Annotated in this window: 12 protein-coding genes; 1 reads left to right on the forward strand and 11 read right to left on the reverse strand. The window is 71.9% G+C overall.

From position 1 onward, the window contains the following. Window positions 1–13 precede the first annotated feature (13 nt). The 10 genes from BLASA_RS22700 to BLASA_RS22745 all read right to left on the reverse strand — a co-directional run bounded on the left by BLASA_RS22700 (window position 14) and on the right by BLASA_RS22745 (window position 10,544). The gene (locus tag BLASA_RS22700) at window positions 14–1,585 is read right to left on the reverse strand and encodes an alpha-amylase family glycosyl hydrolase (RefSeq protein WP_051005263.1); all 1,572 of its coding nucleotides are present in this window, start codon (window positions 1,583–1,585) and stop codon (window positions 14–16) included. Continuing rightward, window positions 1,582–3,249, reverse strand: coding sequence for an alpha-amylase family protein (locus BLASA_RS22705; RefSeq protein ID WP_014378630.1), 1,668 nt, complete (start codon window positions 3,247–3,249; stop codon window positions 1,582–1,584). The genes BLASA_RS22700 and BLASA_RS22705 overlap by 4 nt, the downstream gene beginning before the upstream one ends. Window positions 3,250–3,406: 157 nt before the next feature. Beyond that, window positions 3,407–4,033, reverse strand: a complete 627-nt coding sequence (locus BLASA_RS22710; protein ID WP_197536248.1) for a TenA family protein — start codon at window positions 4,031–4,033, stop codon at window positions 3,407–3,409. Window positions 4,034–4,062: 29 nt separating this feature from the next. Then, on the reverse strand, window positions 4,063–4,812 hold the full coding sequence (locus BLASA_RS22715) for a glutamine amidotransferase (protein ID WP_014378632.1): 750 nt from the start codon (window positions 4,810–4,812) through the stop codon (window positions 4,063–4,065). A 7-nt stretch (window positions 4,813–4,819) separates the two neighbouring features. After that, the gene (locus BLASA_RS22720; protein ID WP_014378633.1) at window positions 4,820–5,869 is read right to left on the reverse strand and encodes a phosphotriesterase family protein; all 1,050 of its coding nucleotides are present in this window, start codon (window positions 5,867–5,869) and stop codon (window positions 4,820–4,822) included. Continuing rightward, window positions 5,866–6,894: an ABC transporter permease gene (locus tag BLASA_RS22725; RefSeq protein ID WP_014378634.1), complete on the reverse strand. Its 1,029-nt coding sequence runs from the start codon at window positions 6,892–6,894 to the stop codon at window positions 5,866–5,868. The genes BLASA_RS22720 and BLASA_RS22725 overlap by 4 nt, the downstream gene beginning before the upstream one ends. Further along, window positions 6,891–7,661: an ATP-binding cassette domain-containing protein gene (locus BLASA_RS22730; RefSeq protein WP_014378635.1), complete on the reverse strand. Its 771-nt coding sequence runs from the start codon at window positions 7,659–7,661 to the stop codon at window positions 6,891–6,893. The genes BLASA_RS22725 and BLASA_RS22730 overlap by 4 nt, the downstream gene beginning before the upstream one ends. Window positions 7,662–7,664: 3 nt before the next feature. Further along, window positions 7,665–8,684, reverse strand: coding sequence for a substrate-binding domain-containing protein (locus tag BLASA_RS22735; RefSeq protein ID WP_014378636.1), 1,020 nt, complete (start codon window positions 8,682–8,684; stop codon window positions 7,665–7,667). A gap of 115 nt (window positions 8,685–8,799) precedes the next feature. Next, window positions 8,800–9,708, reverse strand: coding sequence for a carbohydrate kinase family protein (locus tag BLASA_RS22740; protein WP_014378637.1), 909 nt, complete (start codon window positions 9,706–9,708; stop codon window positions 8,800–8,802). Next, a complete protein-coding gene (locus BLASA_RS22745) occupies window positions 9,705–10,544 on the reverse strand; it encodes a BtpA/SgcQ family protein (protein WP_041775919.1) in 840 nt (279 codons plus the stop codon). Before BLASA_RS22745 ends, BLASA_RS22740 begins: the two co-directional genes overlap by 4 nt. A gap of 142 nt (window positions 10,545–10,686) precedes the next feature. Between BLASA_RS22745 and BLASA_RS22750 the strand changes: the two genes are divergently transcribed. After that, the gene (locus BLASA_RS22750; protein ID WP_014378640.1) at window positions 10,687–11,697 is read left to right on the forward strand and encodes a LacI family DNA-binding transcriptional regulator; all 1,011 of its coding nucleotides are present in this window, start codon (window positions 10,687–10,689) and stop codon (window positions 11,695–11,697) included. Window positions 11,698–11,724: 27 nt separating this feature from the next. Here the strand turns inward: BLASA_RS22750 and BLASA_RS22755 are convergent, their stop codons facing one another. Further along, complete coding sequence (locus tag BLASA_RS22755; RefSeq protein WP_014378641.1) at window positions 11,725–12,813, reverse strand: M20 family metallopeptidase; 1,089 nt, start codon at window positions 12,811–12,813, stop codon at window positions 11,725–11,727.

The following is a 12,813-nucleotide window of genomic DNA, read 5'->3' on the forward strand; positions in this document are numbered from 1 at the left end:
GCTGCTGACGCCGTCACCCGGTGCCCGTCCTCGCCGGGGCGAGCAGGACGGCCTCGTCGGGCCCCAGAGCGCCGGTCCAGGCAGCACCCTCCGCGGTACCGGTCGACGAGACCTCCACGGTCGCGGGCTCGTCCAGCGGGAACCGGGCCGGCGCATCGGTGAAGTTCACCGCGACGACCCGTCGGTCGGCGCCGGCCTGCCGCTCGTAGGCCAGCACCCCGTCGGGAGCCGGCACGGCCCTCCAGGCACCGGCGGAGAGCGCGGGCGAGCGACGGCGGGCGGCCAGGAGCCGGCGGTAGAGGTGCAGGATCGAGGCCGGGTCCTCCCGCTGTGCCGCGGCGCTGCGTGCGGCGGCGTCCGGAGGGAAGGGCAGCCACGGCTCGGGAGGCCAGCCGTGGCCGTCGTCCGCCGTCCACGGGATCGGCGCCCGGCACCCGTCGCGGCCCCCCGGGTCGACCTGCCGGTCCGGCGGGACGACGGCGTCCTCGAGCCCCAGCTCCTCGCCCGCGTACAGGAACGGCGTTCCCGGCAGGGTGAGCAGCAGCGCCGCGGCGGCGCGAGCCCGGGCCTCCGAGCCGCCGTAACGGGTGCGGTGCCGGGGGTTGTCGTGGTTGGACAGCACCCAGGTCGGCCAGGAACCGCCGGGCCCCAGCGCCGCCAGGGTCTCCTCGATGGCCGCTCGCCAGAAGGACGGCTCCCACGGACCGGACAGCGGGACGAAGTTGAAGGTCAGGTGCAGTTCGTCGCCCGCGCCGTAGTAGGGAGCGATCAGGGCGGGGGAGCGCAGGTTCACCTCACCGACCATCGCGCGGTCCCCGGGGAACTCGTCGAGCACCGCCCGGATACCGCGCAGCAGCTCGTGGGTCACCGGCAGGTCGTGGCTGTGCACGATGTTCGTACCGACCAGCTCGGGCGGGTGGTCGGGCAGGTCCGGGTCCTTGCCGATCAGGTGGACGACGTCCGCGCGGAAGCCGTCCACCCCGCGACGCAGCCAGAATCGGAGGACGTCGTGCATCGCCTCCTGCACGGCGGGCTCGGCCCAGTTGAGGTCGGGCTGCTCCGGGAGGAAGAGGTGCAGGTACCACTGCGCGGTGTCGTCGTCCCAGGTCCAGGCCGGGCCGCCGGTGAACTGGGCCAGCCAGTTGTTCGGTGGCGTGGACGGGTCGCCGTTCCGCCACAGGTACCAGTTCCGGCGGGCGGAGTTCCGGGAACTGCGCGAGTCGAGGAACCAGGGGTGCTGGTCGCTGGTGTGGTTGGGCACCCAGTCCAGCATCAGCCGCATGCCACGGTCGTGGACGTCGGCCAGCAGCCGGTCGAAGGCCGCCAGGTCGCCGAACAGGGGATCGATCTCGCAGTGGTCGGCGATGTCGTAGCCGGCGTCGGCCATGGGGGAGCGGTAGATCGGGGAGAGCCACAGCACGTCGACGCCCAGCCAGCTCAGGTGGTCCAGCCGGCTCCGGATCCCGTCCAGGTCCCCGATGCCGTCCCCGGAGGCGTCCGCGAAGGACCGGGGATAGACCTGGTAGACGACGCCGCTGCGCCACCACGGGGCGGCCGGCTCACCGGGGCCCTGCCGTCCGGTCACAGGGCGGTTCCCGTACCCGGGCGCCTCCCGCGCAGCCACCGGTAGCCGTAGGGCGCGAGGGGGACGCGGGGATCGTCCAGGTCGAGCGGCTCGTAGCGGTCGTTGCCGAAGATGTCGCTGACCTCTTCGAGCCGGTTGCCGTCGGCCAGGTCGATCCGGGTCTCCACGTCGTCGCCGGACAGGTTGTGCACGGCGAGCACCGTGCCGTCCAGCCAGTCGCACCGGTGGACGAGCACCCGCGGGTCCCCGGACTCGAGGACCGTCCAGGCGCCCCAGCCGAACTCCGGGGACTCCTTGCGCACCCGGATCGCCCGCTCCACCCGGTTGAGCATCGAGTCCTCGCGGCGTCGCTGCTCGGCCACGTTGACCTCTTGGTAGCGGAACGGTCCGTCGTCGACGACCGGCGCGGCGAGATCGCCGTCCCGCTTGCTGGAGAAGCCGCCGTTCGGTCCGTCGGTCCACTGCATGACCGTGCGGACGCTCTTCCGCCCCTCGACCGCCAGGTCGTCACCCATCCCGATCTCCTCCCCGTAGAGGAGCACCGGCGTGCCGGGGAGGGTGAGGAGGAGGCTGAACGCCAGCTCGAGGCGCCGGCGGTCGCCGCCGAGCATGGGTGGCAGCCGCCGCCGGATGCCGCGGCCGTAGATCCGCATGTCCTGGTCCGGTGCGAAGGCGGCCATCACCTCGTCCTTCTCGTCGGCCGGCAGCCGGGAGAGGTTCAGCTCGTCGTGGTTGCGCAGGAAGTTGAGCCACTGCGAGGTCCGGGGCGGGGACGGCGTCCGTCGCAGGTGCTCGGCCAGCGGCGTGGCCTCGCCCCGGGCCAGCGCGGTGAAGACGGCGCCGGAGAGGATGAAGTTGAACAGCCCGGTCATCTCGTCGCCGTCGTCACCGAAGAAGGTCTCGCGATCACCGGGGTCGAGGTTCACCTCGCCGAACAGCACCGCGTCCCCGCGCCGGCGGGAGAGGAAGCCGCGCATGTCCTGCAGGATCAGGTGCGGGTCCTGCGGCATCTCGTTCTCGATCCCGGTGCCGCCGATGAGGTAGGGCGCGGCATCCACCCGGAAACCGGAGACGCCCAGCTCCAGCCAGAACCCCATGATCCGGTGGATCTCGTCGCGCACGTCGGGGTTGGCGATGTTGAGGTCGGGCTCCGACGAGTAGAACCGGTGCAGGTAGAACTGCCCCGCCTCCTCGTCCCACTCCCAGTTGCTGTCCTCCTTGTCCGGGAAGATGACCTTGTCCTCGTCCTCCGGCCTCTCGTCGACCCAGACGTACCAGTCCCGGTACCGGGAGTTCCGGTCGCGACGCGCGTACTGGAACCACGGGTGCTCGCTGGAGGTGTGGTTCACCACGAGGTCGATCACCACCCGGATCCCGAGGTCCCGGGCGGTGCGGACGAACTCGACGAACTCGCCCAGCGTGCCCAGCCGAGGGTCCACCGTGTAGTAGTCGCTGACGTCGTAGCCGTCGTCCCGACCCGGAGTGGGATAGAAGGGCAGCAACCACAGGCAGGTCACGCCCAGACCGGACAGGTAGGGCAGGCGATGGGTCAGGCCCCGGAAGTCGCCGATCCCGTCGCCGTCGGAGTCCATGAACGTCTCGACGTCCACGGAGTAGACGACGGCGTTCTTCCACCACTGGTCGCTGACGGCCGGATCGAACATTCCTCCGCCCTACCCACGATCCGGCGTCCGACCCCATGGTCACCTGCCGGCGGTAGCGGGCCCCGGCGCAGGGCTGTGAAGAACCGGAGCAGGTCTACGAGGACGGCACGTCGCCGACGAGGCCGCGGCAGCCGGAGAGCCGCGGCCGCCGGGCGACTCAGCTGCGGACGGCGTCGTGGAATGCGATCTCGGCCTCGAGCACACCGGCGAACCAACGGTCGAGGTCACCGTCGTCCGCCACGTCCTCGCCCAACCGGTCGACATCCGCCTCCAGCGCGGTCACCTGCCCGAGGAACTCCGGCTGGGTGTGCAGATCGATCCATGCCTGGAGGTCGGGCTGCCTCCGCGACCGGGCGGCCTGCGGAGCAGCAGCGGCGGCTGTGCACCACCGGGCGTACATGGTTTCCGCGGCGAGCATCCCGGTGACCGCGGCCGGGCGGCCGCCCTCGCGCACCTGGGCCAGAACGACGTCGGAGAGCACCGCTGCACGCGCCGCCGTCCTCGTCGCCTCATCCTCGGATACCGGCCATCGGTCACGCAGCGCACCGAAGTAGGACCGCTGGTCGGTGACGAGATTGGTGAGTGACCGAGCGCTCGGGAGGAGCGTCTCCCAGGTGGTCGAGTCCCACACCACCCGCCCGAGAACGCGTGCCGCGGTCAGCACGAAGGACTCCTCGATGAGGAGGTACCGAGCGAAGTCGTCATCGGAGAGGGTGCCGCCGACGGCGTCACGGATGAATCGGCAGCCGCAGGCGGCGTCCAGCGCACCGGCCTGCCTCGCCACGAGGGCGGCTGATCGACCTTGGGCGTGGGTCACTGCCTCACCAGCCAGCGCACGAGGCCGTCGAACAACCGCCCGTAACCGGGCCACTCCTCGCAGAAGGCCGGGGGCGCCCAGTGCGGGGAGCAGTCCGAGGTGAAGGCACCCGCGCGACCGCGCCCGTAGTCGGCGACGGCGACGAGGGGGTCGGCACCGACCCGCACGGGCACCTGGGCGTTCTCCTTGGCGACGACCCGGTTGTAACCGAGTAGCAGGGGCCAGTCGCCGCCTGTGCCATGGACGACCGGATGCTCGGCATCGACCACAGCGGGACGGACGCCGGCCGGGCACTCCACGCGGTCGTCCTCGGGCAGCATGAGAACCGGCAGGACATCGGCGATCGGCGTCTGCCGGAAGGCGGCTCGTGCCTGGAAGCCGCTGAAGGACAGGTAGCCCCCGATCATCAGCAGAGCTCCGCCGCTCTCGACCCAGTCCCGCAGTGCGGCCAGCCGGTCGTGGCCCGGCCGGGAGTGCTCGAAGACCGCGGGGGCGAGTTGGATGGAATTCGCGCCGATGTCGGACAGCACCACGAGGTCGTAGGCGGACAGGGCGTCGGCGGTGCCCGGGAAGTCCGTGGGCACCAGGTGCGCGGGCAGGTGGACGACCTCGTGGCCGCTGGCGGTCAGCGCATCCCGCAGCGGCCCCACTCCCTCGACGTAGGAGTGCACGGAGAACTCGTCGACCCCTTTCACGTGCGTGGAGGTCGTCATCCAGCTCTCGCCGGCGATGAGGATGCGTGCCATGGGTAGCTCAGGGCCCTTCCGGTGCGGGGGTGGCCGTGGCGGCTTCGAATAGCCGTCGCGGGTTGTCGGTCATCAGTGCGGTCACGAGGTCCGCCGGCAGACCCGCCCGACGGAGACGGTCGGCGAAAACCACGGGGACGTAGGCCAGCCCGTTGCCGCCGAAGCGGGTGAGCATGGCCTTGAGGAAGAGGTCGTGGGAGAGCAGGATCCGCTCGGCGTGGCCGGCCGCCACCAGTTCGACGACCGCACGCGCGCTCTCCGCGGGAGTGGGGGAGAGGCCCTCGCCAGGGAAGTCGAACGGCATCCCGATCATGTCAAAGGCCAGCGACACCCCACGGTCGGCCACCGACGACTGGTATCCACGGTCGGCTCCCGATGGGTCCAGGTGGCAGAGGACCACGGCCGCGGGTGCCACGCCCTGCTCGTCCACCACCACGTCGAGCACCTCGTGCGCCCACCGCTGCCAGCCTGGGAGATGGATGAACAGCGGCACGCCGACGACCCGCTGCGCCGCGCAGGCCGCGCGCAGGGCCTTCCGCTCGTCAGTCGTGAACGAGGGGGAGACCCCGATCTCCCCGATCACGCCGGGCCGCAGGTCGCGGGAGTGGTCGAACTCGGCGACGAGCTCTGCCGCGAGCCCATCTTCCGTCGCCCTGACCAGGTGGTCCGGGTGGGTGTGCCCCAGATACCACCCGGAGCCCATCACCACCTGCACCCCGGTGGCCCGGGAGAGCGCAGCGAGCCGCTCGGGTGCCCGGCCGATGCCGGGCGGCGTCAGATCGATCACCGTCCGGCCCCCAGCTGCGGCGAAGGAACGAAGATCAACGGCCATGGCGTCGTCGTCGTCCAGGCGGCAGTTGTCCCGCGACTCGTACGGGTGGTCGGCGAGCAGCCACGCCAGCTCGGCCGTGACGGGTCGGTCGAGCAGGGCGGCGACCCACGGGTCGGCGGCCGGCCGGAACGCGGCTCCGTTGTCGTTCGCCAGGTGCTCGTGCGGCAGCACCATCCCCAGGTCGGACGACGGTACGTCGCCCAGCACCGTCCGGACGACGGTCATCTCCCGGCGACCAGCGAGCGGAGCGCCTGGCCGATGTCCTTGCCGCGGAGGTTGACCCAGATCACCACGAGGAGCACGGTGCCGGTGATGATCGGCGTCAGGAACGGGCTGACCCCGACGAGCGTCAGGCCGTTGGCGATGACGGTGATCAGGATGGCGCCGATGAGCGTGCCCACCACCGTGCCCCGGCCGCCGAAGAGGCTCGTGCCGCCGAGGACGACGGCGGCGATGACTGTCAGCTCGAAGCCCTGGGCGGAGTTGGCCGACCCGGAGCCGAGCCGCGCGGCCACCAGGATCCCGGCGATACCGGCGGCGAGGCCGGACAGTGTCAGCGCCATCATCTTCACCCGGCGGACGTTCACCCCGGCTCGCCGGACCGACTCCTCGGCCGCGCCGGTGCCGACGATGTACTGGCCGAACGGCGTCCGGTGGAGGACCACGAGACCGAGCACGACCACTACCAGGGCGATCCAGGCGCTGCTGGAGAGCCCGAGCCACCGCGCCGAACCGAGCTGGGCGAAGAAGGTGTCGAAGTCGATCGGCACCGAGAAGCCCTGCGTGGTGAGCAGGGCGATGCCCCGGATGACCGACAGCGTCGCGAGGGTGACGATGAACGCCGGGATGCCGGCATAGGCGGCGAACCAGCCGTTGACCATCCCCCAGCCGGCGCCCATGACCAGGCCCGCGATCAGCACGAGCGACGAGTCCCACCCGGCGGCCAGCAACTGGGCGGACACGGCAGAGACGAACGCGATGATCGATCCCACGGACAGGTCGATCTGACCCGCCGTGATCACGAACGTCATCGCCACGGCGACGATGAGGACCGGGGCCACCTGGGTCGCCAGGTTGGAGACGTTGGCGAACGTCAGGAAGGTGTCCGACGCGAGCGCGAAGAAGACGCACACGGCCGCCGTCACGCCGGCCATGACCATCGTGGCCTTGTTCGACCGTTCCCACCAGGACTGCTGCCGGGCGAGCTGCCGGCTGGTCTCCGTGGACGCCGGTGCGGTGGTCGCCGTCATGACGACACCTCCTTCCGTGCCTTCTGCGGCTCCGAGCGGGTGATGAGGGCGACCAGCTTCTCGATGTCGAGCTGGTCGATCGGGACGTCGTCCACGCTCTCCCCCTCGTACATCACGGTGATCCGGTCGCAGACCCGGAACAGGTCCTGCAGGCGGTGGGTGATGAGGATGACCCCCACCCCTCGGGCTGCGACGTCGGTGATGAGGCGCAGCACCGACTCCACCTCGGCGACCGCGAGGGCCGCCGTCGGCTCGTCCAGGATCAGCACGTCGGGATCGAACGAGACCGCCCGGGCGATCGCGACCGTCTGCCGCTGCCCCCCGGAGAGCGTCCCGATCTCCTGGTGCGTGGAGGACACCTTGACATGCAGGTCGGACAGGATCTCAGCGGCCCGCTGGTGCATCGTCCGGCGGTCGATGAAGGGGCCCTTGCGGGGTTCCCGGCCGAGGAAGAGGTTCCCGGCGACGTCGATCGTGTCGCACAGCGCGAGGTCCTGGTAGACGATGCCGATCTTCTCGGCCTGGGCGTCCGCGGGGTTGGCGAAGCGGACCGGCCGGCCGTGCACGCGGATCTCCCCGCCACCGTGCTGCACGGCACCGGCCAGCACCTTCATGAGCGTGGACTTGCCGGCCCCGTTGTCGCCGACGAGGCCGAGAACCTCCCCGCGACGCAGGGTCAGGTCGACCCCTCGGAGCGACTGCACCGGCCCGTAGGACTTGGTGATGCCCCTGAGCTCGACGAGGAGGCCCTCGGTCTCGTCAGCCATGTCTCAGCCCTCCAGGTAGTAGAGGTAGTCCTCGTAGTTCTCGGGGGTCACGATCTGCGTGTCCACCGGGTACTCCTCCTGCACCGGGTTGCCGCAGGCCGCATCGATGGCCGCAGCCATCGCCTGGTAGCCGAACTCGTAGGTGTTCTGCTGCACGACGCCGGCAATCCAGCCGGCCTCCAGCCCCTCCACCACGGGCTCGGCCAGGTCCCAGCCGACGACGGTGATGCGGTCCTGCGCGTTCTGGCTGCGCACTGCGGCGGCCAGGCCGACCAGCGCCGGCTCACCGGTCGCGTACACGTACTCCAGGTCGGGATTGCCGGTGAGCAGGTTCTCCGCGGCGGTCTGGGCGTTCTCCTGGATGTTGCGGCCGTCGACGACCGTCCCGATGGTCATCCCACCGGCGGTGACCGCCTCCTCGAAGCCCTTCTGGCGCTCGAGCTGGATGGTGCTGTTGAGAGCGCCGACGATGCCGACCTCGCCCTGCCCACCCGCCTGCTCGAGCAGGAGCTCCCCGATCTGGGCGCCGCCCTCGGCGTTGGCCGTCCCGACCTGGGCGTCGACCGCCGGGTCCTCGACGATCGCGTCGACGGCGATCACCGGGATGCCGGCCGCGTCGGCGGCCCGGATGGAGGGCTTGATGCCCTCGGTGTCGACCGCCGCCACGATGATCGCGTCGGCTCCGTCGGCCACGAGGGTGTTGATGGCGTTGGCCTGCGTCACGGAGTCGTCGTTGCCGCTGATGATCTGCAGGTCGACGCCGTACTCGTCGGCCATCGCCTGGGCCGCGTCGTTGATCTGATTGAAGAAGAGCGCCTGCAGGTTGATGGTCACGAGCCCGATCTCGAACTCGTCGACGTTCTCGCAGCCCTCCGGCTGGATGCTCGGTTCAGGCAGCGAGCTGCCGGTGGTGGCCGCATCTCCCTCCGCGGTCGCCGGGTTCGCCGCCTCCGGGGGGGCGCTGTCACACGCGCTCAGGGCCAGCATCGACATGCCGGCGGCCAGGGCGAGGGTCCTTCTCATGGTTCCTCCAGGGTGACGGTGCAGTTGCAGGGGCCTACGTGGGAATGCCTGTCGCCCAGTCCGGGGCGGTGGTGCGCCGGGCGCCGCGCGGGCGTCTGATGCCGTGCCGTGCCGGTCATCCGGTTCGCGGGACCTCCTCCCGGTCCGTCGTGGGGACGCGCAGGAGGGAGGTGTCGACGTCCGCCGGGCGGGGGGCTCCGCGCGCGCCGTGGACGCTGCAGGACAGGCTCGCCGCCACCCCCGCGCGGGCGGCCGCTCGCGCGGGGGAGAGCCCGGCGTCGATACCGGCCAGATACGTGCCGGTGAAGCAGTCCCCTGCGCCGGTGTCGTCTACCACGGCGACGGGGAGGGCCGCGCTGGTGACCACGGTCCCGCCCGGCTCGTGCAGCATCCAGCCGCGGGCGCCGTCGGTGACCACCAGGTGGGTGCCGGTCGTCGCGGCCAGACCGGCCCAGGTCTCGCGCGGGACGTCGAGCAGCTCCTCGAGCCTGCGCCGGCCGATCACGACGTGTCCCGCCGACCCGATCGCAGCCAGCGCCTGCGTGCGGTCCTCGCAGCCATCGAGGTCGACGGCCACGGTGACCCCCGGGCGCGCGGCCACGCCCACCTGCTCGGCGCGGTAGCCGTCGAGATAGAGCAGCCCGCCCCCCGCAGCGCCCAGCCGTTCGGCCGTGGCCAGCACGTGCTCGGCCCCGAGTGCGTCGTCCTGACTGATCACGGCCCGGCGGCCCTCGAGGTCGACCAGGACCACGGCGGTCGACAGGAAGGAGGACCGGTCGGTCCAGCTCACGTCGATGCCTTCGCCGACCAGCTGCTCGAGGAACCGACGCGACAGGACGTCGTCACCGACCGCCCCCGAGAACACCGTGCCGGCGCCGGCGCGAGCGGCGGCCACCGCTGCGTTGGCCGCCATGCCGCCGGGCAGGTGCTCCATCCCGGTCGCGTGGACCCGCCCGTCCGGGCGGGGGAACTCGGGAACGCGCGCGACGACGTCGAGGTTCGCGTACCCGCAGAAGACGATCACCGGCCAGCCGCCCGCGCCAGGGTGCGCACCTTGTCGGGCGCGACACGGCCCCACCAGCGGCCGTTCTCCTTCGCCGCCGAGGCGACGATCGCGCCGTCGCACTCGGCCAGCAGCGCGGCCACGTTGGTCGGGTCCACCCCGCTCCCGATGATGACCGGGAGCTGGGTGTGGTCGCGGATGCCGACCACCTCGTCCACGGACGTGGCGTGGCCGGTCCGCGACCCGGTGGCGATCAGCACGTCGGCGTCGAAGAACTCCGCGTCCTCCGTCTGCTCGGCCAGCGTGCGGTCCGCGACGATCGCGTGGGCGCCGTGCTTGACGTGGACGTCGGCGAAGACCTTGATGTCGTCGGCGCCGATGCCGTGCCGGTACCGGGTGGTGCGGGCGGCCTGGCCCTCGATGATGCCCTCGTTCGCGACGTAGGCGTTGGCCCACTGATTGACCCGCACCCATCCCGCCCCGGCCGCCCAGGCGGCCGCCACGGAGCACTCCCCAGCGTTCGAGAGCACGCTCACGCCCACCCGAGGCCCGAGTTCGGCGACCACGGCGGCGGTGACCACGCCCATCGTGGCGGCCACCTCGTACCCGTGCTGGCCGGGCTTGAGAAAGGGCAGGTCGCCGTGGTTCTCGACGATGACCGAGTCGAACCCGTTGCCGACGTAGGCGTGCGCCTCCTCGATGGCGAACCGGCACAGGTCGGCGACGGCCTGCCCGCGGTAGGCCGGGCTGCCGGGGAGCGGCGGCAGGTGGACCGCACCGATCAGGGTGGTGCCGTCCCCGAAGAGGCTGCCCATGGCAGAGGGCTTGGACGGGAAGACCCCGAATGGCTGGGACACGCGGCGGCTCCATGTAATCGATTACCGAGGTGCTGAACCTAACGCCCGTGACGCAGGACACGTCAAGAGCAATCGATTACATTCCGGTTGCGACTGCGGTGCCCCCTCGCGCACCCAGCGCTCCACCCGCCCGAGGAGGCCCGTGCCGCGCGTCACGATCCGAGACGTCGCCCGCCACGCCCGGGTCTCCACGGCGACGGTGTCCCGGGCCCTGTCTGGGGCTCGTCCGGTGTCGCCGGAAGTCGTCGCGCAGGTGCGCCGGTCCGCCGAAGAGCTCGGCTACTCCGGGAACGGCATCGCCAGCGCGCTGCGCCGGAGCCGCACCGACACCGTCGGCATGGTCGTCCCGAGCATCGCCAACCCCTTCTTCACCGCCCTGGTGGAGAGCGCCGAGCACGCCTTGCAGGAGGCCGGCCAGCAGCTGTTCCTCTGCTCGTCCCGCTCGGACCCCGGACTGGAAGCGCAGCGGCTGCGCACCCTGGTCGCCCGTCAGGTCGACGGCATCGTCATCAGCCCCGTGCACGGCACCGAGAGCACGGCGGCCGTGGCCTGGGCCGCCGGCCGGCTACCCCTCGTGCAGGTCGACCGCTACGTGACCGGCGTGGACAGCCATTGGGTCGGGGTCGACGACGACGCGGCGCTCGGCCTGATCGCCGACCACCTCGCCGGGCAAGGGGTCCGGACGGCGGCGTTCGTCAGCTCCCGGCTGACGAACTCCTCCACGGAACTGCGCCTGTCGGGGCTACGACGGCATTCGGCACGGCTGGGCATCGCCGTCGACGAGCGACAGATCCTGCTGGGCGAGTACTCCATCGCCTGGGGCCGCGAGGCCGCCGCCCTGCTCGTCGAGCACCGCCCGCTGCCGGATGCCGTCATCTGCGCCGACGACCTGATCGCCCTGGGCGTCCTGGAAGGCTGCGCGGCGGCCGGGATCGACGTCCCCGGCGACGTCCTGGTGACCGGGTTCGACGACATCCCCTTCTCGGCCCTGTCCGCACCGCCGTTGACCACGGTGCACCAGCCCCAGGAGCAGATCGCCGCCGAGGCCGTCCGGCTGCTGCAGCGGGCCCTGGGCCCGGGCGAGGGTCCGCACGAACGGATCGCCCTCGCGCCCTCGCTCGTGGTGCGCGCCAGCACGGGCCGCGGCGACTGAGCGACGCTCCGGGCGACCGGGCGTGGCTCAGCCGGGCCAGCGGGCGGCCACCTCGGCGAACAGCGCGGTCGCCCGGTGCAGCTCAGCCAGTTCGACGTACTCGTCCCGGGCGTGCATGACCGCCGGCGTGCCCGGACCCCAGACCACGATCGGTGCGCCGGCCACCGCCGGTGCGAGCACGGAGGCATCGGTGAAGTAGGTAGCCGGATCCGCCAGGACCGGCGCAGGCAGAGCGGAGACCCAGGGGTCATCGGCAGCGGTGCGCACGGGAGGCAGGTCGACGCGCACCTCGACATCGCTGACCTCCGGCTGGTCGCGCCACCACGCGAGCAGTTGCCGCCCGTCCCCCACGGTGCGCATGTCGACCAGCACCTCTGCTCCGTCGGGGACGACGTTGGGGACGCTGCCTCCGGCCACCACCCCGGGGTTCCACGTCTCGCTCCCCAGGAACGGATCCGTGCGCAGCGGCAGCGCACCCTGGACGCGCGCGAGCAACGCCACCAGGTCGAGGACGGCATTGTGGCCGCGCTCGGGAGTGCTGCCGTGCGCAGCCCGTCCGGCCGTCCGGACCGCAAGCCAGAGCGCTCCGCGATGGCCGAGGACCACCTGGTTGCCGGTGGCCTCGGGGATCACCACCGCGCCGACACGGTGCCCGGCAAGAGCAGCCGCCGCGGCCGCCGCCCCGTGCGAGCCGATCTCCTCGTCGCTGGTCAACAGGAGTGCCAGTGGCGTCTCGGGGTCCGCTGCGGCCAGGGCCGCGGCGGCCGCCACCACGCCCGCCTTCATGTCGCTCGTCCCGCGGCCCCACACCCGGCCACCGTCGAGGTCGGCCCCGAATGGGTCGCGCTGCCAGCTGCCGGGATCCGCCGCCGGGACGGTGTCGACGTGACAGGCCAGCAGGAGACGGGAACGGGCCGGATCGGTCGGCGTACTCAGCAGCGTCCACGGGTGATGGCGGTCCGGACCCGTGGTGACCTCCAGGTGCGGTGCCCCCTCCCGCACGACCTCGGTGACCATCCCCATGGCGTCACGCTGCGCCCCGGAGTCCCCGGAGACGGTGACCCGGCCGACCAGCTCCCGCAGCAGCGCGACCCGGTCCAGGCCTGCGGCTGCCAC

Origin of the sequence: Blastococcus saxobsidens DD2 (assembly GCF_000284015.1) — a bacterium.
In the GTDB taxonomy this organism is placed as follows: domain Bacteria; phylum Actinomycetota; class Actinomycetes; order Mycobacteriales; family Geodermatophilaceae; genus Blastococcus; species Blastococcus saxobsidens_A.

Bases quoted from the DNA above. Each gene is read 5' to 3' on its own strand.
- BLASA_RS22730 (WP_014378635.1), bottom strand. From the start codon at position 7,661: ATGGCTGACGAGACCGAGGGCCTCCTCGTCGAGCTCAGGGGCATCACC.
- BLASA_RS22720 (WP_014378633.1), bottom strand. From the start codon at position 5,869: ATGACCGTCGTCCGGACGGTGCTGGGCGACGTACCGTCGTCCGACCTG.
- BLASA_RS22705 (WP_014378630.1), bottom strand. From the start codon at position 3,249: ATGTTCGATCCGGCCGTCAGCGACCAGTGGTGGAAGAACGCCGTCGTC.
- BLASA_RS22715 (WP_014378632.1), bottom strand. From the start codon at position 4,812: ATGGCACGCATCCTCATCGCCGGCGAGAGCTGGATGACGACCTCCACG.
- BLASA_RS22735 (WP_014378636.1), bottom strand. From the start codon at position 8,684: ATGAGAAGGACCCTCGCCCTGGCCGCCGGCATGTCGATGCTGGCCCTG.
- BLASA_RS22725 (WP_014378634.1), bottom strand. From the start codon at position 6,894: ATGACGGCGACCACCGCACCGGCGTCCACGGAGACCAGCCGGCAGCTC.